The organism is Jeongeupia naejangsanensis (assembly GCF_016865585.1).
Lineage (GTDB): Bacteria > Pseudomonadota > Gammaproteobacteria > Burkholderiales > Chitinibacteraceae > Jeongeupia > Jeongeupia naejangsanensis.
The window spans coordinates 334,374-354,166 of record NZ_JAESND010000002.1; the positions used below are offsets into that span (position 1 = coordinate 334,374).

The following is a 19,793-nucleotide window of genomic DNA, read 5'->3' on the forward strand; positions in this document are numbered from 1 at the left end:
AATCAGGCGATTGGCTGATACAGGGCACGCGCTGCGTGCCCTTTTTTCGTAACAACAGGTTCTATGGATCACATCCGCAATTTCTCCATCATCGCCCACATCGACCACGGCAAATCGACGCTGGCAGACCGGTTCATCCAGTTCTGCGGCGGCCTCGAAATGCGAGAGATGAGTGCGCAGGTGCTCGACTCGATGGATATCGAGAAAGAGCGCGGCATCACCATCAAGGCACAGACTGCGGCGCTGCAATACAAGGCGCGCGACGGCAAGGTCTACAACCTGAACCTGATCGACACCCCGGGGCACGTCGACTTCAGCTACGAAGTCAGCCGTTCGCTGTCGGCATGTGAAGGCGCGTTGCTGGTGGTCGACGCCTCGCAAGGCGTCGAGGCGCAGACGGTTGCCAACTGCTATACCGCGATCGAACTCGGCGTGGAAGTACGTCCGGTGCTGAACAAGATCGACCTGCCGGCGGCCGAACCCGAGCGCGTGGCACAGGAAATCGAAGACATTATCGGTATCGAAGCGACCGACGCCGTGCGTGCATCGGCCAAGTCGGGCATCGGCATCGAGGACATTCTCGAAGAAGTCATCAGCAAGATCCCGCCGCCCAAGGGCGATCCCAGCGCGCCGCTCAAGGCGCTGATCATCGACTCGTGGTTCGACAACTACGTCGGTGTGGTGATGCTGGTGCGCGTCGTCGATGGCGAAATTCGTCCGAAAGACAAGGTTCTGTTCATGTCGACCAAGGCGCAGCATCTGTGCGAGCAGGTTGGCGTGTTTACCCCCAAATCGCTGCAGCGCGACGTGCTGCGCGCCGGTGAAGTGGGGTTCGTCATCGCGGGCATCAAGGAGCTGGCTTCGGCCAAGGTCGGTGACACGATCACGCTGGCCAAGACGCCCGCTGCTGAACCGCTGCCAGGCTTCAAGGAAGTGAAGTCGCAGGTGTTTGCCGGCCTGTACCCGATCGAGTCCCACGATTACGAGTCGCTGCGCGATTCGCTGACCAAGCTCAAGCTCAACGACGCCGCGCTGGCCTTCGAGCCCGAAGTGTCGCAGGCGCTGGGTTTCGGCTTCCGTTGCGGCTTCCTCGGCCTGTTGCACTTGGAAATCGTCCAGGAGCGGCTCGAGCGCGAATTCGACATGGACCTGATCACCACGGCGCCGACCGTGGTGTACGAGCTGGTGCTGAAGGACGGTACCGTCACGCATATCGAGAACCCGTCCAAGCTGCCGGAGCAGACCAAGTACGAAGAGATTCGCGAGCCGATCATTACCGCGACCATCCTCGTGCCGCAGGATTACGTCGGTGCTGTGATGACGCTGTGCAACCAGAAGCGCGGTTCGCAACGGAACATGCAGTACATGGGCCGGCAGGTCATGCTGACCTACGATATGCCGATGGCTGAAGTGGTGATGGACTTCTTCGACAAGCTCAAGTCGGTATCGCGCGGCTATGCCTCGCTCGACTACGAGTTCAAGGAGTTCATGGCCGCGGATCTGGTCAAGTTGGATGTGCTCGTCAACGGCGAAAAGGTCGACGCGTTGAGCCTGATCGTTCACCGCAGCACCAGTGTGTATCGTGGTCGCGAACTGGTCAGCAAGATGCGCGAACTGATTCCGCGCCAGATGTACGATGTGGCAGTCCAGGCGGCCATCGGCGGGACCATCATCGCGCGTGAAAACGTCAAGGCGATGCGCAAGGACGTGCTGGCCAAGTGCTACGGCGGCGACATTACCCGGAAGAAGAAACTGCTCGAAAAGCAGAAGGCGGGCAAGAAGCGCATGAAGCAGGTCGGCAACGTTGAAATCCCGCAGGAGGCCTTCCTCGCCATCCTGCAGGTCAGCGACAAATAACAACGCAACAAGGGAAACCGCATGAACTGGTATGTGATCGGCGTCATTCTGCTCATTCTCGGTCCGGCTCTGATCGGGCTAGGCGCCAAGCACGAACGCAAGAACAACGAACCGCCGCAACTGGTTCAGTACGGTTTCCTTTCCGCCATCGTCGGTGCCTTCATCCTGCTGGTGCAGCTGTTTTCGATCGCCGCAGCACTGCTGATCTTCGTGCTGGTCACCGGCGTCGTCTGGCTCCTCGACAAGTTCGTTCTGGCCAAAAAGCGCGGTGAAGCGCGCCCGTCGGACTGGGTCGAGTATGCGCGCGGCTTTTTCCCGGTCATTCTGGCCGTTTTCCTGCTGCGGTCGTTTCTGGTGGAGCCGTATCAGATTCCATCGAGTTCGATGCGACCGGGCTTGGTCGTGGGTGACTTCATCCTAGTGAACAAATTTGCCTACGGCATCCGCATGCCGATCCTGAACAATGTGGTCGTACAGGTCGGCAAACCGCAGCCGGGCGACGTGATGGTGTTCAACTACCCGGAAAAGCCGTCGATCGACTACATCAAGCGGGTGATCGGCACGCCGGGTGACACGATCGAATACCGGAGCAAGAAGTTGACCGTCAACGGCAAGCCGGTGCCGACGGACTCGGCGGGGCAGTTGCAGTACGCCGAAGGCGTGTATCTGATCGACAATCAGCAGTTCACCGAAAAGCTCGGCGAGCATGTCTACAACACGCTGCAAATGGATGTTCCGGAGGTGAATCTCGCCGAAGTACGCGATTTTCCGTTCCGTGAAAACTGTCGCTATGATGACGAGGGCTTCAGCTGCAAGGTGCCAGATGGTTACTATTTCATGATGGGTGACAACCGGGACCACAGCGCTGACAGTCGCTATTGGGGCTTCGTACCGGACAAATACATCGTCGGCAAGGCGTTCCTGGTGTGGTTCAACTTCAAGCAGCTGAATCGCATCGGCACCAAAATCCAGTGATCCGGACCACCGGACGAGAACGGGGAGATTCATCAATGCGCGAGCAACGCGGTTTGTCGTTTTTCGGTTTCATCATCGTTGCAGGCTTTATCGCCGCGGCGGCAATCGTCTTTTTCAAGGTTGTGCCGGCTTATGTCGAGTACTTCAACGTGAAGAAGGCCGTCAGCAGTGTAGCCAAGGAGCAGGGGACCCAGCCTGCGGCGACGATCCGTGAATCCTTCGACAAGCATGCCAACATCAGCGACATCAAGGCGGTCTCGGGCAAGGACCTGCAGATCGTCCAGGCGGGGGGGAAAACCTCGATCAGCGTCGGTTACGAAAAGGTCGTGCCTGTCGTTGCCAACGTCAGCTTGTTGTTCGATTTCAACGTGGATGCAGCCGGTTCCGGCGCCGAGTAAACCTTCAATGTCTGTTGTTTTGCCTGCCGAGCGCCTGATGAAGGTGCTCGGTTATTCATTTCAGGAGCCGCAACGCCTCAAGCAGGCGCTGACGCACCGCAGCTATTCGTCGACGCACAACGAGCGTCTGGAATTTGTCGGTGACAGCATTCTGAATGCCGTCATCGCCCGCACGCTGTTTCTGGCGTTTCCGCAGCTCACCGAGGGTGAACTGTCGCGATTGCGAGCCAGTCTCGTGCGCCAGGAGGCATTGGCCGAGGTGGCGAGCGAGTTGCAGTTGGGCGATTACCTGTCGCTCGGCGAGGGTGAGCTCAAGAGTGGCGGTCACCGCCGCCCGTCCATCCTTGCCGATGCCCTCGAGGCCATTTTCGGCGCCATCTGGTTCGACGGCGGTTTCGCCGAGGCCGAGCGTGTCATTACCGCATTGTTCGCCTCCCGGGTCGCGAAAATTGATCCGGCCCAGGCGCTGAAAGATCCGAAAACGGGGCTTCAGGAGTGGCTGCAAGCGCGCCGCCAACCTTTGCCCGAGTATGTACTGGCCCGCCAGGACGGCGAATCGCCAAACCAGGTGTTCGAGGTGGTGTGCCTCGTTCGCGGTTTGCAGGTCGAAGCGCGCGCTGAAGGCCCGAGCCGGCGCAATGCCGAACAACAAGCCGCTGCGGCGGCACTGGCGCTGCTGCGGGAACGTCACCCGGGCAAGCGCCTCTAAGCTGCAGGGCCGTGCGCCCTGTACGGAGAATTCCATGACTGAAGAATTGATGCTGCCGCAAGAATCGGCGGCCGAAGATTATCGCTGCGGTTTTGTCGCCATTATTGGCAGGCCGAATGTCGGCAAGTCGACGCTGATGAACCATCTGATCGGCATGAAGGTGAGCATCACCTCGCGCAAGGCGCAAACGACGCGCCACCGGATTACCGGCGTGCTGACCAACGAGTCCGCCCAGTTCGTGTTCGTCGACACCCCGGGTTTCCAGACGCGTTACCGCAATGCACTGAACCAGGCGATGAATCGCAGCGTGACGACGACGCTGGCTGACGTCGACGCGATCCTGTTCGTCGTCGAGGCCGGCCGTTTCACGCAGCAGGACGAGGATGTGCTGAAGCTGCTGCCGAAGGATCAGGCGGTGTTGCTGGTCGTCAACAAGGTCGACGAGATCGAGGACAAGGCTTCGCTGCTGCCCTTCATCGAGTCGGTTGCGCAGAAGCACGATTTCACGGCCATCGTGCCGATTTCGGCGCAGAAGAAGCAAAAGCTCGACGTGCTGCTGCAGGCCATCGAGCCGCTGTTGCCGCATTCGGCGCCGATGTACGACGAAGATCAGGTGACCGACCGCAGCGAGCGTTTCCTGGCTGCCGAAATCATCCGCGAAAAAATCTTCCGGATGATGGGCGACGAGCTGCCGTATGCGATCACCGTCGAAATCGAAAAATTCGACGAAGAAGAAATGAAGGACGGCCGCACGCTCAAGCGCATTTACGCAGCGGTACTGGTCGATCGAGACAGCCAGAAGGCGATGCTGATCGGCAAGAACGGCGAGCGGCTCAAGCGCATCGGTACCGAAGCGCGTCAGGACATGGAAAAGCTGTTCGACGGCAAGGTTTATCTGGAAGTCTGGGTCAAGGTCAAGAGCGGCTGGGCCGACGATACCCGATTGCTGCGTCAGTACGGTTTCGAGTAAATCGCCTCATGGCTGACAAGCCTGCCCGCAAGCCGCGGCGCAAGCCGGCCGGCGAGGTGCCGCGCATCGACGCACAGCCGGCGTTCATCCTGCATCAGTACGCCTACCGGGAAACCAGCCGCTTGCTTGACGTCTTCAGTCGCGATCATGGGCGGGTGATGATCGTGGCGCGTGGCGTGCAGCGGCCGGGTTCTCAGTTGCGCGGCAGCCTGCTGGCCTTCCAGCCGATCCTGCTGGCGTGGTTCGGTGCCGGTGAAGTCAAGACCCTGCACGCAGCCGAATGGCAGGGCGGGCTGCCACAGCTGAGCGGCCTGCCGCTGCTGTGCGGTTTCTACCTGAACGAACTGCTGATGAAGCTGATGCCGCGCGAGGATGCGCATCCGGCGCTGTTCGGCGCGTATTTCGACGCGATCCGACAGCTGGGTCACGCCGGCAACGACAAGGCTGCGGTCGAACCGGTGCTGCGCACGTTCGAGCTGAGCTTGCTGCGGGTGTTGGGCTATGCGCCGGCGCTGGGCTGTCTTGCGGACAGCACCCCGCTCCAGCCGACGTGGCGTTACGGTTTCGAACCCAGTCTGGGCGTGGTGCCGGCGCGGGACGGTGCGACGCAGTTCGATGCTGCAGCGTTGTTGGCGATCGAGGCGGGAAACTTTGCCGACGAACGTGTGCTGGCGCAGGCGAAGCTGCTGATGCGGCTGGCGTTCGCCCCCTTGCTTGCCGATGCGCCGTTGCATACCCGGCAATTGCTCATCGACCTGCAGACGCTATAGCCGCTACACTTTGCGTTTTTTGCCGGCGTGCTGCCGGCGTGAACGGGAACCATAGATGGCAGTCGATCTCCAGCTGGGCGTGAACATCGATCACGTCGCAACGCTGCGCAATGCGCGCGGTACGACCTACCCGAGCCCGGTACTCGCCGCGCAACTGTGCGAACAGGCCGGCGCCGACCTGATCACGCTGCACATGCGGGAAGATCGTCGCCATATCCGCGACGAGGACGTGAAGCTGATCCGTGCCGTCATCCAGACCAAAATGAATCTGGAAATGGCGCTGACTACGGAAATGCTCGAGCATGCGCTGGCAATTGCGCCGCAGGACATTTGCCTGGTACCGGAGCGGCGCGAAGAGGTGACGACCGAGGGCGGGCTGGACGTCAAACGTTTCGCCAAGCAAACCGGCGATTACACGCGCACCCTTTCCGAGGCCGGCATGCGTGTCTCGATCTTCATCGACCCGGATCTTGAACAGATCAAGCTGGCGCACGATCTGGGGGCACCGGTGATCGAAATCCACACCGGGCGTTACGCCGACGCCCATACGCCGGTTGCGCGCGATGCGGAGCTGGCCCGGGTGCGCGAAGCTGCCGAGTATGCCGCATCGCTGGGTTTGATCGTCAACGCCGGGCATGGCTTGCACTACCATAACGTCCAGGCCATCGCCGCGATTCCGCAGATCCGCGAGTTGAACATCGGCCATGCCATCATCGGCCACGCGGTCTTCGTGGGCCTGAAGGAAGCCGTGCGCGAGATGAAGGCCCTGATGGTTGCAGCACGTCGCTGAGTGGTACTGCTTCGTTTGGTATCGCTGTAAGGGAAACCGGTGCTTGTGGTGTAACGGCATCTGTATCAGCATTCAATGATGTATTGCGCCGGGGCCTGTCGGATCGGCGCAACCAGTGTGTCGCCGGCCAGACCCTGACACCGGTTGCCAAGGTCGGATGCGCTATGCTTGTAAGTGAACGCTGGAGTCAGGAGCAGACATGATCACCATCTCGCACGAAGCCCACTACATCTACGTAGCCGTACTGAACGAGTTCACTGTTCAGGACTTCAAGGAGTTCGAAGACAGTGTGCTGTACGAGCTGCGTTTTCACGGTTCGGCCAATCTGCTGTTCGACCTCTCCGGCATGCTCGGTTACACCATCGACATGGCCGTCGAAGAGGTCCGCTTCGTGCGCAAGCACCGGCGGGATTTCGGTCGGGTGGCCATCGTCTCCAACGATCAATGGGTGACGTGGTCGGCGTGGGTCAACAATCTCCTCTCCGATGCCGAGGTGGAGGTGTTCGACGATATCGACGAAGCCAGAGCCTGGCTCGAACTGACGACGTTCAAAGCCGAGACTGAATGACCCCCGTTAGCCAGCAGACGTGTCTATGCGCGAATTACTGAACCGACTTCTGAAACGGGATAAGTCGCCCTTTGCCGGTGCCAAGCTTGCCACCGCATGGTGCCGCGAACTCGAGCATGATACGCCGGCGGCGCAGCGTGCCAAGGTGCTCGCGCTGGCGCAGGGTTTTCTGGCCGATCGCAAACCGCCGACGGCCGATGCGCTTGAAGCTGCCTTGCTTATCGATGCCGCCGCACAGCCGAGCTACGAAGCCTTGTGCTGCCAGTACGTTGCCAATCCGCGCATGCCCAAGGAGCTGGAGCGCCAGCTGTGGAAGGAGGTGGTCGAGTATGCGCAGGCCATGGTGGATTTGCACCAGCGTTTCGTCAAAGCCGATCCCGATCCCGAGGACAAGGCACGAATCGAGACATTGATGCCGCGGGTGCTGGCGCGCAGCCTGCACTACCTCGGCATTCAGGCCAAATGGCATCACTTCCGCTATGAGCGCTTGCCGTCGAAGCTGTGGACGCAGGCAAACCAGTTGTATCGACTGTCGGAAATCGACGGTTTCGACAGCAACCCGTTTCCGCTGTATCCGGGACATTCCGACGAGGTCACATCCTGTGCCGACGAGTATCTGCAACTGCTGATGCTGGCGACGCTGTCGAGCCACAACCTGACGGTACGACAGCTCGATTGGGCCGATCAGTGGCTGGACCGCTGGAGCAAGCTGATTCAGCTGTCGCGCAAGTTTTATGCGGACCGGCATCACCTTTGCGTCAACCTGCAGGAAGATGCAGGACCGCGGCGGGTGAAGGAAGACCAGACCGAAGAGCCGTTCCGCTACTGGGGGCTGTTCGACCTGATCCACGAACTTCAGGAAACGCAGCGCAAGCTCGAGCAGGGTGCGTCCGTGGTCTCGCTCGGCCTCGGCGAAGACTGCCGCCAGCCTGCCTGCGGTGACTTGCTGCGCCAGATCGAAGCGGCCTGGTCATCGACGCTGCGCAACACGCAGATCAACCGCAGTGCGCGCCAGACCGTGAGCAAGACTGCTGAAGTCGTACAGGGTCTGAGCAAATTGTGCGCGATGGTCCGCAACGACAACGACAAGTTCAGTCGCCAGCCGGTCGAGAGCAAAACCGAGGTCGATTACGACGAAATCATGGACATGCGGCTGTACGGTTTCGTCTCGGAACGGACAAGGTCGAAGCAGTCGGCCAATCCGGCCACGGTCCTCCCCAAGACCAAGCAGCAGGTTAGTACCACGACCTGGGTGATCGAGAACGAGTCCGAGGGGGGCTTCGGCGCGGTGCTGCACGCAGCCGAGAACGAGTGGATCCGCCCTGGTGCGCTGGTGGGCATGCGGACGGGCGAGAACGATAACTGGCGCGTTTGCATTGTCCGGCGCCTTAATCGTCTGCGTGACGAACAACTGTCTGCCGGAATCCAGATTCTTTCCGCGACGCCGGTGGCGGTCAGCGTCAAGGCCGATGACGACGAAAATACGCAGATCAATCTGTCAGATGTGTCGATCTTCAATACCGAGTTCCCGATGCTGCGCGTCGGCTTGTACATTCCGCATCTGCAGGGCAGCAACAGCGTCAACACCTTGATGCTGCACGCGTCCGAGTACGCCAGTAACCGGCTTTACAGCGTCAAGGCGCGGGATCGCGGATTTACGGTCAAGCTGGGCAGCGTGATCGAAAAGGGTACGGACTGGGTCTGGGCGAATGTGCAGGTGGTCAGGCAGAAAGACTGAACCAGCCTGAGTTCAGAAAACAAACGGCGCCGAGGGCGCCGTTTGTTTTTGCTTAGCCCAGCCGCTGCGAGACGAACTGGCCGATGGCCTGGATCTCAGGCATGCAGACCGAATGCTGCATGGGCCAGGTCTGCCAGCTGACCGGATTGCCGAGCGTGCTGACGGTTTGCGCTGCCGTTTCGCCTAGCACCACCGGCACCACCGGGTCATGGCTGCCATGGGCGGCAAACACCGGTGTATTGCGGTTGACCTGTGTGCTGGCCGCGTCGATCAGTTGTGGCGCGGGCAAATAGGTCGACAACGCCACGATGCCTGCCAGCGGTTCTGGGTGGGTCAGACCGGCAGTGTAGGCAATGGCGCCGCCTTGCGAGAAGCCGGCAAGGATGATGCGTTCGCTCGGAATGCCGCGGGCGTTTTCGCTGGCGATCAGCGCGCGGACGTGTTCGACCGAAGCCTGGACGCCACCGAGGTCGGCATGCCGGTCGATGCTGTCGAAATAGACGATGTCGTACCACGCGCGCATCACGTGCCCGTTGTTGCAAGTGATCGGCATGTAGGGCGCATGGGGAAACAGAAAGCGGACCGCGAGGCCGGCCGGCAAACCCAGCTCGGGGACGACCGGGACGAAGTCGTTGCCGTCGGCACCGAGGCCGTGCAGCCAGATCACGGTGGCTCGAGGGGTGGGCGCGGTTTCGATTTCGACGCAGGGGAGCAGCTCGCTCATTGTCCGTCCTTGGGTTGGATGGCCGATTTCGGCCGGAAGGCTGCGACGATGGCCGCATGGGTTTCGATGTACGGGCCGTCGAGCAGCTGGATGCAGTACGGTACCGAGGCAAACACGCCGTGCACGATCACCTTGCCATCGGCATCACGGACGCCTTCCAGTGTTTCCTTGATCGACTTCGGCTGCCCGGGCAGGTTGAGGATCAGCGACTGCTTGCGCACGACGCCAACCTGACGGCTGAGAATGGCGGTCGGCACATAGTGCAGGCTGACCTGGCGCATCTGCTCGCCAAAGCCCGGCATCAGCCGGTCGGCCACGGCCAGCGTCGCGTCGGGTGTCACATCACGCAGCGCCGGGCCGGTACCGCCGGTGGTCAGCACCAGATGGCAACCTGCGGCATCGACCAGCTCGCACAGCGTCGATTCGATCTGCGGCTGTTCGTCCGGAATCAGCCGTGTGACGAGTTCGAACGGCGTCGCCAGCGCGGCGGCCAACCAGTCGCGCAGTGCCGGAACGCCCTTGTCCTCGTACACGCCCGTCGAGGCACGATCCGAGATCGAGACCAGACCGATCTTCAGTGCGCCGCTCATTCAGCCACCGTGACCGTCACGCTGCCGTCGGCCTCGGCGTGGAAACGCAGGTCGTGCCAGTCCCGGATCAGGAAGTCCGCTTCACCGAGTTCGTCGGCTGCATGGGAGGTGGTCAGCGCGATCACCGTCATGCCGGCTGCCTTGGCCGAGCGCACGCCGTTCGGTGCATCCTCGAAGGCCAGTGCGCGGGCGGGATCGACCGCAAAGTGCCGCGCGCCGGCCAGATACGGGGCTGGCGACGGTTTGCCGTCGGCGACATCCTCGGCGCAGACCATGAAGGCCGGCGGGGTAAGGCCGCAGTATTCCAGCTTGGACTGCGCCAGCGGGCGCGGCGCGGAGGTGACAATGGCGGTACGCACGCCCTCGAGTTCGGCGAGCCGTGCCGCGATGCCCGCGATGGCGATCGTGCCTTCCATGTCGGTCAGCTCGCGTCCGAGCAGCTTCTCGAACTCGGTCTGCAGGTCGGCATTCGGCGCAAAGCGCCGGATCACGTCGACACCGCGCACACCGTGCATGTTGGCGATCAGGTCTTCGGCGTCGATGCCGTGCTCGCCGGCCCAGTTGCGCCAGATCCGTTCGACGCAGGGCGTCGAATCGATCAGCGTGCCGTCCATATCAAAGAAAATGGCGTCAAAACGCTTCGGCAGGTGGGCAGGCAACGACATCATCTTTCCTCGCGTGGATCGATCAGTGGTGGTTCCGGATACAGCGTCTTCAGCAACTGGAACAGCTCGCGGAACGCCTTCGGCGGTTTCTGCTGCTCGCGCTCTTTCAGCGCATTGCGGATCAGCTGGCGCAGTTGCTGGACGTCGAGGCCCGGGTGATCGTTGATCAGGGCTTCGACGGATTTGGGGTCGGCGAGCAGCTTGTCGCGCTGGCGTTCGAGCTGGTGCAGCCAGGCGTTGTGGCGGTCGGAGTTGCCGGCGAGCGAGTCGAGCAGTGCCTGGATCGGCGCCGGATCGACCTGACGCATCAGCTTGCCGATGTACTGCTTGTGACGGGCGACGGCGCCGTGCGCGGTCAGCCGCTTGGCTTCGATCAGCGCATTGAACAGCGTTTCCGGCAGCCCGAGGCCGATCAGGTGCTTGCGGTCGAGGGGAATCAGCGCTTCGCCCAGATCCTGCAGCGCGTTCATGTCGCGCTTCATCTGGCTCTTGCTGACGATTTCGACGTCGTCGTCGTGGGGGAGGGGATCTTGGTGTCGAGCCATGGCGGGGAGCGTGGAGCAAAAGCATAATGATACCAGCCCCACCGGGGTTGTCCGGCGTACACTTGTGCCGCCCGCCGGGCACAGAGAGCAAAATCCCGCTGGCTGCGTTGCGCCTGCCTGCTTTACCTTTTTACGATTGCGTTCTGCACGCCTTGCCAGCGCCGCTGTGCGGGGTGTTGCCAGCCGCGTTTGCAGACTTACTTCAAGGATGTCCGATGTCCGAATTCAGCTTCAGCCCAGAACAGCTTGGCGACCTTGCCGCGACCGTGCTCGACGAAGCGCGTCGGCAGGGTGCAACGGCGTGCGAAGTTGATGCCTCCGAAGGACTGGGCCAGAACGTCTCGGTGCGGCTGGCCGAGGTCGAAACGATCGAATACAACCGCGACAAGGGCGTTGGCGTCACTGTCTATCTGGGCCAGCGCAAAGGCCACGCGAGCACGTCCGATTTCTCGCCGGCTGCACTGGCGGATACGGTCAAGGCTGCTCTGGCGATTGCACGCTATACCGCCGAAGACCCCTGCGCCGGTCTGGCTGATCCGGCGCGTTTCGCCACCGTCTTCCCCGACCTCGACGTCTACCACCCGTGGGCACTGCCGGTCGAACAGGCGATCGAGCTGGCGCAACGCTGTGAAGCTGCCGGCCGTGCGGTCGATGCGCGAATCGGCAATTCCGAAGGCGCCAGTGTGTCGACGGCGGCGTCGCGCTGGGTCTATGCGAACTCGGCCGGCTTTTCCGGGGTGGGCGAGTCGACCCGGCATGGGATTTCGGCCGCGCTGATTGCCGAGGATGCGTCGGGCATGCAGCGCGATTACTGGTATACCGCCGCACGCGCCGCCGAGGATCTCGATGCCGCAGAAGCGGTCGGCCGCAAGGCGGGCGAGCGAGCGGTACGCCGGCTCGGTGGCCGTCGGGTCAAAACCGGCGAATACCCGGTGCTGTTCGAGGCACCGGTGGCTTCGTCGCTGATCGGTCATTGGGTATCGGCAGTGAGCGGCGGGAGCCTCTACCGCAAGACCAGCTTCCTGACCGACAGTCTCGGCACGCAGGTGTTTTCGCCTGTGGTCGAGATCGTCGATGACCCGTTCGTGATCCGTGGTCTGGCCAGCGGTGCCTTCGATGCCGAGGGTGTGGCGACCACGCGGCGTGAACTGATTACCGCCGGTGTGCAGAACGGCTATTTCCTCGGCAGCTACAGCGCCCGAAAGCTCGGCATGCAGAGCACCGGCAATGCCGGCGGCTCGCACAACCTGCTGGTGAGCGCGACCGCGAGTTTCGACGAGTTGCTGGCGGAGCTGGGCACCGGCCTGTTGGTGACCGAGTTGCTCGGCCACGGTATCAATCTCGTCACCGGCGATTATTCGCGCGGCGCGGCCGGTTTCTGGGTCGAGAACGGCAAGATCAGCCACCCGGTCGAGGAAATCACCGTTGCAGGCAACCTGCGTGACCTTTTCAAGGGCATCGTCGGCATCGGTGACGATTGGCAAACGTCGAGCAGCCGTCGCGTGGGGTCGATCCTCATCGACAAGATGACCGTCGCCGGCCATTGAGCATGGCCGACATCATCGGCCGTCCCTCGTACTGGGATACAGCCTGCGCGGCGTTGTCAGCCGCCGACCCGGTGCTGGGGCGGCTGATCCTTGCCTATCCCGGCATCAGCCTTGAAGGCCGTGGTGACGTATTCGTGACGCTGTGCCGGTCTATCGTCGGCCAGCAGATTTCGGTCAAGGCCGCGGATTCGATCTGGCGTCGTTTCGATGCCTGCGTGGCCGAGGCGCGCAGCGAGCGCGTGTTGGCGGCATCGGTCGACGATTTGCGTGCTTGCGGTCTGTCGCAGCGCAAGGTCGAGTACCTGAAGGATCTGGCGCAGCACCATGCCGATGGCCGGCTCGCGTCCGAGCGGCTCGACGCGATGGACGACGAGGCCGTGATCGCCGAACTGACGTCGATCCGCGGCATCGGCCGCTGGACGGCCGAGATGTTCCTGATGTTCCACCTGATGCGCCCGGACGTACTGCCGCTCGACGACATCGGCCTGATCAAGGCCGTGGCGCGTTTCTACCATGACGACGAGCGCCGGCCGAAAGCGGAGGTCCGCGCGCTGGCGGAACGCTGGGCGCCGTGGCGTTCGGTCGCAACGTGGTACATGTGGCGCGGGCTCGAGCCGTTGCCGGTCAGTTATTAGCCGCCGGACGAGGCCATTGAAATGAGTGTCTTGCAGACCGTCGGCCTGTTCGTGCTGACCGCACTGGCCGAAATCGTCGGTTGCTACATCCCGTATTTGTGGTTGCGGCAGGGGTTGTCGGCGTGGTGGCTGCCGCTGGGGGCCGCCAGTCTGGTGCTGTTCGCGTGGCTGCTGAGCCTGCATCCGAGTGCGGCGGGACGTGTGTATGCGGCGTACGGTGGCGTCTACATCACCGTGGCGCTGGGCTGGCTGTGGGCGGTCGACGGTATCCGGCCATCCCCGTGGGATGTGCTCGGCGTGGCGGTGTCGCTGTCCGGCATGGCGATCATCATGTTCGCGCCGCGCGCGGCCTGAGTACAGGTGTGCCATCCAGGAAAAAAAGCCGCGATCGCGGCTTTTTTTTCTTTCCCGGCGGGGAAGGCCCTACAGCGTCTTGAGCTTGCCGCGGAATGCGTCGATCGAGGTATAGCCCTTGCTCGCCATGATGGCGGTGAGTTCGCCCAGTACACGATCGAATACCGCCGGGCCTTCCTCGTACAGCGCTGTGCCGATCTGGACCAGGCTGGCGCCGGCAAGCAGGTGCAGGAAGGCTTCGGTGCCACTCTGCACGCCACCGCAGCCGATGATCTGCTTGTCCGGGCAGCGACGGTAGAAGGCATTGACGTTGGCGAGCGCCGTCGGCAGCACATAGGCGCCGCCGAGACCGCCGAAGCCGTCCTTGGGCTTGATCACTACCGACTCGGTGTCGGGATCGATCACCAGTCCGTTGCCGACCGAGTTGATGCAGGTAACGAAGGCAAGCCGCGGGTAACGGTTCAGCACTTCGGCAGCGGCATCGAAATGCGAGATGTCGAAATAGGGCGGCAGTTTGACGCCGAACGGGCGCTTGTAGGCGTCGTTGACTTCGTCGAGCAGTTCGTCCATCGCCTCGAAGTCGTAGCCGGTCTGCGGCTTGCCCGGTACGTTGGGGCACGACAGGTTGACTTCGAGCAGTGCCGGGTTCACGGCTTCGCGGATTGCCGCAATCATTTCGACGTTGTCGTCGAGCGTCAGGCCCGATATCGACAGGAACAGCAGCTTGCGCTCGTGATCGAAGCGCTCGGCATAATCGAGGTAATACTGGTAGCCCTCGTTGGGCAGGCCCATCGAGTTGATGCTGCCGAGCGGCAGGCTGCTGTAGCGCGGTTCGGGGTTGCCAGTACGCGGCTCGAGCGTGCAGCTTTTGGTGACCATTGCTGCGGCAGCGCTGGACGCCAGCGTATCAAGCTCGGTCGTGGTGCGGCAGCACACGCCCGACGCGTTCATCAACGGGTTGGCCAAGGGCTGGCCGAGGAAAAGGCAGGTCAGGTCAGTCATGGCGGATTGATCGTGAAATTCAATGACTTCCATCCTAGGGCATCGTCGCGTCGATGCCCTGCGTTTGATCAAGATTGGCGCGACTCGCTCGCCGCCAATTCGTCCATGACCTTGCACCAGCCTTCGAATGCCGACTCGCCAGCGCGCTCGAATACCTTGGCCAGCAGCGCCCGTTGTACGCCGGTGAGCGAGGCCTCAAGCGCCTGGCCGTCCGGGCTGAGATGCAGCCGCCGGGCGCGGCGATCGTCGTTGCAGACGGTCACGGAAACGAGCCCGGCCTGCTGCAAGGCCTTCAGTGGTCCGTTCAGCGCCTGCTTGGTCACGCCGAGCCGTTGCAACAGTTCGCCAACGGTTTGTCCCGGGGTGCGGGCGACAAAGTAGAGAATGCGGTGGTGGACGCGACTCCAGCCGCGCGCGGCAAGGAGGGAGTCGGGTGGGGCGGTCAGGGCGCGAAAGCCGTAGAACATCAGCTCCCAGGCGCTGTTGAGCTGTGTTTCGTCGAACGGTAGGCCGGTCATATTGACGTGCTCGCTTGAACGGGGCAGGATTAAATCCATAATAGGTCAATAATTTTGGCTTATATAGCGGCGCATTACCAACGCCTTGATTTACTCGATCAAGTGCAGCGTATCGCCCCGCGGCGCGTACCACGCAACGCAATCCCCTGCCGGCGACTGCCCGGTTTTCCATCCGCGTTGTTTAGGAGTGCGCCCGATGTTTGCCCGCCGTATTGATCAGCTCAGTTCGTCCCTTGTTCGTGACATCCTTGCCGCCACCAAGCGGCCGGGCATGGTGTCGTTTGCCGGCGGTCTGCCGGCCGAAGAGGCGCTGTACCGTCCCGACAAACTGGATGCCGGCTTGCTTGCCAATGCATGGCAGTACGGCGAAACCGAGGGCGAGCCGGCCTTGCGCGCCGAAATCGCCCGCTTGGGCAACAAGCTCGGGATTGCCTGCACACCGGCGCAAGTGCTGATCGTCAACGGCTCGCAACAGGGCATCGACCTTGTCAGCAAGCTGATGATCGACGAGGGCACACCGGTACTGACCGAGGCGCCGGCCTATCTGGCGGCCTTGCAGTCGTTCAAGTTGTTCGGGGCACGTTTCTGCCCGGTGTCCGTCGGACCGGACGGTGCGGATCTGGCCGGCTTCGAACGTACGCTCGCCGATGTCCGCATGGCCTACCTGACCCCGACGTTCCAGAATCCGTCCGGCTATTGCTATAGCGATGCCGAGCGCGATGCGGTGGCCGCCGCACTTGACCGTCACGACGCGCTGTTGTTCGAGGACGACCCGTACCGTGCATTGTCCTACGACGGCGAAGCGCCGCAGCCGATCGCCGGCCGGCTGAAGTCGGCGCGCTGGGTCTATCAGGGCTCGTTTTCGAAGACACTGGCGCCGGGACTGCGGCTCGGTTTTCTCATCGTCCATCCGGACCTGATCACACCGCTGACCCGGCTCAAGCAGGCCGCCGACCTGCACAGTAACCGCGTCAGCCAGACCATCATTGCCGATCTGCTGGCCAAGGGCGAACTCGAGCAGCATGTCGCCTCGGTGTTGCCGCTGTACCGCGAGCGGCGCGATGCGATGGCGACGGCGCTGCAGCGCCATCTGGGCGGACACGCGCACTGGCAGCTGCCTGCCGGCGGGCTGTTCTTCTGGCTGAAGCTGGCCCGGTCGTGCGACACGATGGCACTGATGCGGCGTGCACTTGATGCCGGCATCGCCGTGATGCCGGGCGAGCCGTTCTTCCCGAACGGCGCCGATGCCAGCTATCTGCGTCTCAACTTCAGCCACGCCAGCCCTGAGCAGATCGAACAGGGTATCGCACGTCTGGCGCAGCTGCTGAACGCCGACTGATACCCGGCGGGGTATCAGCCCAGCTTGCGCAGCACCGTCATCAACTCGTCGATGGCGGCGTTGCCGTCGCCATCGCGGATTGCCCCGGCGACGCAACCGCGAGCGTGTGCCTCGAGCAACTGCATGCCGAGGCTGTCCAGCGCCGATTTGGCCGCGGCGATCTGGGTCAGGATGTCGATGCAGTAACGGTCCTCCTGCACCATCTTGTTGATCCCGCGGACCTGACCCTCGATCCGGTTCAGCCGCTTGACCAGGGCATCCTTGTTGTCGCGCCCGACCCGGCGGCTGTCGCCCGGGCCGTGGTCGTCGGCGCAGCAGTCAGCGGATGACGTCATAGCCGGCATCCTCGATGCTGCGTTCGATTTCGGCCGCGTCGGTGTCGGCGCCGTCGAAGTCGACCCGGGCCAGCGGCGGGTCCAGCGTGACGCTGACGGTCTTGACGCCTTCAACGGCCTGCAGTGCGCGGGTGACCGATGCGACGCAACCGCCGCAGCTCATGCCGTCGATACGGATTTCGATGTGTTCCATGATGCTTTCTCCTGTTGGGACGTGATTAAACTCTACAAGGTGCCGATAGGCGAGCGAGCCGATGCAGGTCGTGCCCGACCGAAGCGCAGAAACCGGAATGTACGTTCAGGTACATGAGGATTTCGAGCATCGTGCGGATGCGAGATGCGAAGGCGCAGCCGCCTAGCGGTGCCAGCGCTTGAGCAGCAGCGCATTGCTGACCACCGATACCGAACTGGCCGCCATCGCCGCGCCGGCGATCACCGGACTCAGCAGGCCGAAGGCCGCGAGCGGGATGCCGAGTACGTTGTAGGCAAAGGCAAAGAACAGGTTCTGGCGGATCTTGCGCATCGTCGCGCGCGACAGGCTCAGCGCGTCGGCAATGTGGGCCAGGTCGTTGTGCATCAGCGTGATGTCGGCGGCCTCGATCGCCGCGTCGGCACCGGTGCGCATGGCAAAGCTGACGTCGGCGGCGGCCAGCGCCGGTGCATCGTTGACGCCGTCGCCGGCCATGGCGACAACCTTGCCCTCGGCACGGAAGGCCTGCACCGCGTCGGCCTTGTCGGCCGGCTTTACGCCGGCGCGATAGCGCCGGATGCCGAGCGAGGCAGCCACGCTGGCGGCGACGGCTTCGTTGTCGCCGGACAGCATCACCACTTCGACGCCGGCCTGCTGCAACTGGGCGACGGCGGCCTTCGATGTCGGCCGCACCGTATCGACGATACCGATCAGCCCGGCCGGAACGTCGTCGACGGTCATGGCGATCACGGTCTGGCCGCGTTGTTGCAGTCGTTCTGCTTCGGTCAGGTCACCACCCGGTAATGCCCAGTGCGGGACACCGATGCGTACGGCGCGGCCGTCGATCTTCGCACTGACGCCATGACCCGGCGCGGCGACAAAGTCTTCGACCGGCAGGCGGCTTAGACCAAGTGCTTCGCCGTGCGTCAGTACGGCGCGGGCCAGCGGGTGCTCGGAGCCGGCTTCGGCGCTGGCGGCGAGCTGCATCACGGTATTCAGGTCGAAGCCGTTCTGCGGGACCACCTCGGTCACGGCCGGCTTGCCCTCGGTCAGCGTGCCGGTCTTGTCGACGACGAGCAGGTTAACTTCACGTGCCCGCTGCAGCGCCTCGGCGTTGCGGAACAGGATGCCGCGCTTGGCGCCGAGACCGACACCGACCATCACCGCGGTCGGCGTGGCGAGGCCGAGGGCGCACGGGCAGGCAATCACCAGTACCGCAACGGCATGCATCAGCGCGGTCACCCAGCTGCCGGTCCACCACGCGGTGGCAAAGAAGGTAACGACGGCAATGGCGACGACGACAGGGACGAAGACGGCAGATATTTTGTCGGCCAGTTGCTGGATCGGCGCCTTCGAGCCCTGCGCTTGCGCCACCAGCCGGACGATATCGGCGAGTTGCGTGGCACCGCCGGTGGCACTGGCGCGGATGCGTAGCATGCCCTCGAGGTTGCGGGTGCCGGCATAGACGCTGTCGCCGGCGGCCTTGGACACCGGGGCCGATTCGCCGGACAGCATCGCTTCGTCGATGGCGGCATTGCCGTCCTCGACCCGGCCGTCGACCGGCAGCGGCTCGCCCTGACGGACGATGACGATATCGCCGACGACCAGATCGCCGATGGCGATGTCGACCAGCTGGCCGTCGCGCTCGACGCGGGCGGTTTTGGGCTGCAGCGCCAGTAGCTCGGCAATCGCGCCGGCGGTACGGCCTTTGGCGCGGGCTTCGAGCAGCTTGCCGAGCAGCACCAGGGTGATGATGGCGGCACTGGCCTCGAAATAAATGTGCGCATCGTGCCAGCCGGCCAGTGTGACCGCGGCGCTGTAACCCCAGGCCATGGTGGTACCCAGCGCGATCAGCACATCCATATTGGCACTGCCGCCACGCAGTGCATGCCAGGCGCCGCGATAGAAGCGCAGGCCGACAGTGAACTGTACCAGCGAGGCCAGCGCCAGCTGCCACATCCGCGGCACGACTTCATGGCTGCCCTGCAGCATCGCGCCCATCTCGAACATCAGCGGCAGCGTCAGGACAGCGGCCACGCCGAAGGCCAACCAGCTGCGGCGCAGTGCACCCTCGTCATGGGCCTGGGGGGTATCCTGCTGCTGCAGGCGCGCGTCGTAACCGGCCTTGCGGACTGCGGCGATTGCCACGTCGGCGCCGTACTGGCCACCGGGGTAGCGCAGCGTCGCAGTTTCGGTGGCGAAATTGACGCTGGCGCTGACGCCCTCGGCACGGTTCAGCACCTTTTCGATTCGCAGCGCGCAGGCGGCGCAGGTCATGCCGGAGATGGCGAGCGTCAGCGTTTCCTCCGGCACCGTATAGCCGGCTTTGGCGATGGCGCCGACGACATCGGGCACACCTGCCGCACCGGCGAGCCGGACCTGGGCGGTCTCGGTAGCGAAATTGACACTGGCGTCGACGCCGTCAAGGCGGTTGAGGACTTTCTCGATCCGCGTGGCGCAGGCCGCGCAGCTCATTCCGCTGATCGGCAGGCTGACTTCGGTGTTCATCATCGCACCTCCATATAGGGTATGGGGGTATATTATGCCCCTGGGGGGTATAATGCAAGACGAACT

Annotated in this window: 22 protein-coding genes; 13 read left to right on the forward strand and 9 right to left on the reverse strand. The window is 63.0% G+C overall.

Features of this window, described 5'->3' with window-relative positions; genetic code table 11:
- Nucleotides 1-63 precede the first annotated feature (63 nt).
- The 9 genes from lepA to JMJ54_RS06770 all read left to right on the forward strand — a co-directional run bounded on the left by lepA (nt 64) and on the right by JMJ54_RS06770 (nt 8,775).
- The gene (gene lepA, locus JMJ54_RS06730; protein WP_203537177.1) at nt 64-1,857 is read left to right on the forward strand and encodes a translation elongation factor 4; all 1,794 of its coding nucleotides are present in this window, start codon (nt 64-66) and stop codon (nt 1,855-1,857) included.
- Between the two features lie 21 nt (nt 1,858-1,878).
- Nucleotides 1,879-2,832, forward strand: a complete 954-nt coding sequence (lepB, locus tag JMJ54_RS06735; RefSeq protein ID WP_203537178.1) for a signal peptidase I — start codon at nt 1,879-1,881, stop codon at nt 2,830-2,832.
- A 35-nt stretch (nt 2,833-2,867) separates the two neighbouring features.
- Entirely contained in the window at nt 2,868-3,230 is a 363-nt protein-coding gene (locus tag JMJ54_RS06740) for a DUF4845 domain-containing protein (protein WP_203537179.1), read from the forward strand.
- Nucleotides 3,231-3,237: 7 nt separating this feature from the next.
- A complete protein-coding gene (gene rnc / locus JMJ54_RS06745) occupies nt 3,238-3,939 on the forward strand; it encodes a ribonuclease III (protein WP_203537487.1) in 702 nt (233 codons plus the stop codon).
- A gap of 34 nt (nt 3,940-3,973) precedes the next feature.
- Nucleotides 3,974-4,909 (forward strand): GTPase Era, encoded by a 936-nt coding sequence (era, locus tag JMJ54_RS06750; protein ID WP_203537180.1) that lies wholly within the window; start codon nt 3,974-3,976, stop codon nt 4,907-4,909.
- A gap of 8 nt (nt 4,910-4,917) precedes the next feature.
- Nucleotides 4,918-5,679: a DNA repair protein RecO gene (gene recO, locus JMJ54_RS06755; RefSeq protein WP_203537181.1), complete on the forward strand. Its 762-nt coding sequence runs from the start codon at nt 4,918-4,920 to the stop codon at nt 5,677-5,679.
- Between the two features lie 55 nt (nt 5,680-5,734).
- Nucleotides 5,735-6,469, forward strand: a complete 735-nt coding sequence (gene pdxJ, locus JMJ54_RS06760; RefSeq protein ID WP_203537182.1) for a pyridoxine 5'-phosphate synthase — start codon at nt 5,735-5,737, stop codon at nt 6,467-6,469.
- A 199-nt stretch (nt 6,470-6,668) separates the two neighbouring features.
- Nucleotides 6,669-7,037, forward strand: coding sequence for a SpoIIAA family protein (locus tag JMJ54_RS06765; protein ID WP_203537183.1), 369 nt, complete (start codon nt 6,669-6,671; stop codon nt 7,035-7,037).
- Nucleotides 7,038-7,062: 25 nt separating this feature from the next.
- On the forward strand, nt 7,063-8,775 hold the full coding sequence (locus JMJ54_RS06770) for a cyclic-di-GMP receptor FimW-related protein (protein ID WP_203537184.1): 1,713 nt from the start codon (nt 7,063-7,065) through the stop codon (nt 8,773-8,775).
- A gap of 52 nt (nt 8,776-8,827) precedes the next feature.
- On the opposite strand, the gene JMJ54_RS06775 is transcribed toward JMJ54_RS06770, so the two are convergent.
- From JMJ54_RS06775 to yjgA, 4 genes are read right to left on the reverse strand one after another with little or no spacing between them, the layout of a single operon-like run.
- Complete coding sequence (locus JMJ54_RS06775) at nt 8,828-9,499, reverse strand: alpha/beta hydrolase (RefSeq protein WP_203537185.1); 672 nt, start codon at nt 9,497-9,499, stop codon at nt 8,828-8,830.
- Nucleotides 9,496-10,089 (reverse strand): molybdopterin adenylyltransferase, encoded by a 594-nt coding sequence (gene mog, locus JMJ54_RS06780; RefSeq protein WP_203537186.1) that lies wholly within the window; start codon nt 10,087-10,089, stop codon nt 9,496-9,498. The genes JMJ54_RS06775 and mog overlap by 4 nt, the downstream gene beginning before the upstream one ends.
- Entirely contained in the window at nt 10,086-10,754 is a 669-nt protein-coding gene (locus tag JMJ54_RS06785; protein WP_203537187.1) for an HAD family hydrolase, read from the reverse strand. The genes mog and JMJ54_RS06785 overlap by 4 nt, the downstream gene beginning before the upstream one ends.
- The gene (gene yjgA, locus JMJ54_RS06790; RefSeq protein ID WP_203537188.1) at nt 10,754-11,299 is read right to left on the reverse strand and encodes a ribosome biogenesis factor YjgA; all 546 of its coding nucleotides are present in this window, start codon (nt 11,297-11,299) and stop codon (nt 10,754-10,756) included. The genes JMJ54_RS06785 and yjgA overlap by 1 nt, the downstream gene beginning before the upstream one ends.
- Before the next feature lie 215 nt (nt 11,300-11,514).
- Here yjgA and pmbA point away from each other — a divergent pair, with 215 nt between their 5' ends.
- The 3 genes from pmbA to JMJ54_RS06805 are packed head-to-tail and all read left to right on the forward strand — an operon-like array spanning nt 11,515 to nt 13,835.
- Nucleotides 11,515-12,846 (forward strand): metalloprotease PmbA, encoded by a 1,332-nt coding sequence (pmbA, locus tag JMJ54_RS06795; RefSeq protein WP_203537189.1) that lies wholly within the window; start codon nt 11,515-11,517, stop codon nt 12,844-12,846.
- A 2-nt stretch (nt 12,847-12,848) separates the two neighbouring features.
- On the forward strand, nt 12,849-13,481 hold the full coding sequence (locus JMJ54_RS06800) for a DNA-3-methyladenine glycosylase family protein (RefSeq protein ID WP_203537190.1): 633 nt from the start codon (nt 12,849-12,851) through the stop codon (nt 13,479-13,481).
- Between the two features lie 21 nt (nt 13,482-13,502).
- On the forward strand, nt 13,503-13,835 hold the full coding sequence (locus JMJ54_RS06805; RefSeq protein ID WP_203537191.1) for a YnfA family protein: 333 nt from the start codon (nt 13,503-13,505) through the stop codon (nt 13,833-13,835).
- A 69-nt stretch (nt 13,836-13,904) separates the two neighbouring features.
- On the opposite strand, the gene JMJ54_RS06810 is transcribed toward JMJ54_RS06805, so the two are convergent.
- Both JMJ54_RS06810 and JMJ54_RS06815 read right to left on the reverse strand, forming a co-directional pair.
- A complete protein-coding gene (locus tag JMJ54_RS06810) occupies nt 13,905-14,837 on the reverse strand; it encodes a dihydroorotate oxidase (RefSeq protein WP_203537192.1) in 933 nt (310 codons plus the stop codon).
- A gap of 68 nt (nt 14,838-14,905) precedes the next feature.
- Nucleotides 14,906-15,355: a MarR family winged helix-turn-helix transcriptional regulator gene (locus tag JMJ54_RS06815; RefSeq protein WP_203537193.1), complete on the reverse strand. Its 450-nt coding sequence runs from the start codon at nt 15,353-15,355 to the stop codon at nt 14,906-14,908.
- 196 nt (nt 15,356-15,551) lie between these two features.
- On the opposite strand from JMJ54_RS06815, the gene JMJ54_RS06820 reads away from it, so the two are divergent.
- On the forward strand, nt 15,552-16,694 hold the full coding sequence (locus tag JMJ54_RS06820) for an aminotransferase-like domain-containing protein (RefSeq protein ID WP_203537194.1): 1,143 nt from the start codon (nt 15,552-15,554) through the stop codon (nt 16,692-16,694).
- A gap of 14 nt (nt 16,695-16,708) precedes the next feature.
- On the opposite strand, the gene JMJ54_RS06825 is transcribed toward JMJ54_RS06820, so the two are convergent.
- The 3 genes from JMJ54_RS06825 to JMJ54_RS06835 form a co-directional block, all read right to left on the reverse strand.
- On the reverse strand, nt 16,709-17,029 hold the full coding sequence (locus JMJ54_RS06825; protein WP_203537195.1) for a metal-sensitive transcriptional regulator: 321 nt from the start codon (nt 17,027-17,029) through the stop codon (nt 16,709-16,711).
- Nucleotides 17,013-17,222, reverse strand: coding sequence for a heavy-metal-associated domain-containing protein (locus tag JMJ54_RS06830; RefSeq protein WP_203537196.1), 210 nt, complete (start codon nt 17,220-17,222; stop codon nt 17,013-17,015). The genes JMJ54_RS06825 and JMJ54_RS06830 overlap by 17 nt, the downstream gene beginning before the upstream one ends.
- A gap of 162 nt (nt 17,223-17,384) precedes the next feature.
- Entirely contained in the window at nt 17,385-19,730 is a 2,346-nt protein-coding gene (locus JMJ54_RS06835; protein ID WP_238999930.1) for a heavy metal translocating P-type ATPase, read from the reverse strand.
- Nucleotides 19,731-19,793 lie beyond the last annotated feature (63 nt).

Excerpts from the sequence above, each read along its gene's own strand:
- JMJ54_RS06835 (WP_238999930.1), bottom strand. The coding sequence starts at position 19,730 with ATGATGAACACCGAAGTCAGCCTGCCGATCAGCGGAATGAGCTGCGCG.
- pmbA (WP_203537189.1), top strand. The coding sequence starts at position 11,515 with ATGTCCGAATTCAGCTTCAGCCCAGAACAGCTTGGCGACCTTGCCGCG.
- JMJ54_RS06800 (WP_203537190.1), top strand. The coding sequence starts at position 12,849 with ATGGCCGACATCATCGGCCGTCCCTCGTACTGGGATACAGCCTGCGCG.
- yjgA (WP_203537188.1), bottom strand. The coding sequence starts at position 11,299 with ATGGCTCGACACCAAGATCCCCTCCCCCACGACGACGACGTCGAAATC.
- mog (WP_203537186.1), bottom strand. The coding sequence starts at position 10,089 with ATGAGCGGCGCACTGAAGATCGGTCTGGTCTCGATCTCGGATCGTGCC.
- lepB (WP_203537178.1), top strand. The coding sequence starts at position 1,879 with ATGAACTGGTATGTGATCGGCGTCATTCTGCTCATTCTCGGTCCGGCT.
- JMJ54_RS06765 (WP_203537183.1), top strand. The coding sequence starts at position 6,669 with ATGATCACCATCTCGCACGAAGCCCACTACATCTACGTAGCCGTACTG.
- lepA (WP_203537177.1), top strand. The coding sequence starts at position 64 with ATGGATCACATCCGCAATTTCTCCATCATCGCCCACATCGACCACGGC.
- JMJ54_RS06770 (WP_203537184.1), top strand. The coding sequence starts at position 7,063 with ATGCGCGAATTACTGAACCGACTTCTGAAACGGGATAAGTCGCCCTTT.
- JMJ54_RS06815 (WP_203537193.1), bottom strand. The coding sequence starts at position 15,355 with ATGACCGGCCTACCGTTCGACGAAACACAGCTCAACAGCGCCTGGGAG.
- era (WP_203537180.1), top strand. The coding sequence starts at position 3,974 with ATGACTGAAGAATTGATGCTGCCGCAAGAATCGGCGGCCGAAGATTAT.
- JMJ54_RS06775 (WP_203537185.1), bottom strand. The coding sequence starts at position 9,499 with ATGAGCGAGCTGCTCCCCTGCGTCGAAATCGAAACCGCGCCCACCCCT.
- rnc (WP_203537487.1), top strand. The coding sequence starts at position 3,238 with ATGTCTGTTGTTTTGCCTGCCGAGCGCCTGATGAAGGTGCTCGGTTAT.
- JMJ54_RS06820 (WP_203537194.1), top strand. The coding sequence starts at position 15,552 with ATGTTTGCCCGCCGTATTGATCAGCTCAGTTCGTCCCTTGTTCGTGAC.
- JMJ54_RS06830 (WP_203537196.1), bottom strand. The coding sequence starts at position 17,222 with ATGGAACACATCGAAATCCGTATCGACGGCATGAGCTGCGGCGGTTGC.
- JMJ54_RS06740 (WP_203537179.1), top strand. The coding sequence starts at position 2,868 with ATGCGCGAGCAACGCGGTTTGTCGTTTTTCGGTTTCATCATCGTTGCA.
- JMJ54_RS06805 (WP_203537191.1), top strand. The coding sequence starts at position 13,503 with ATGAGTGTCTTGCAGACCGTCGGCCTGTTCGTGCTGACCGCACTGGCC.
- JMJ54_RS06785 (WP_203537187.1), bottom strand. The coding sequence starts at position 10,754 with ATGTCGTTGCCTGCCCACCTGCCGAAGCGTTTTGACGCCATTTTCTTT.
- JMJ54_RS06825 (WP_203537195.1), bottom strand. The coding sequence starts at position 17,029 with ATGACGTCATCCGCTGACTGCTGCGCCGACGACCACGGCCCGGGCGAC.
- recO (WP_203537181.1), top strand. The coding sequence starts at position 4,918 with ATGGCTGACAAGCCTGCCCGCAAGCCGCGGCGCAAGCCGGCCGGCGAG.
- pdxJ (WP_203537182.1), top strand. The coding sequence starts at position 5,735 with ATGGCAGTCGATCTCCAGCTGGGCGTGAACATCGATCACGTCGCAACG.
- JMJ54_RS06810 (WP_203537192.1), bottom strand. The coding sequence starts at position 14,837 with ATGACTGACCTGACCTGCCTTTTCCTCGGCCAGCCCTTGGCCAACCCG.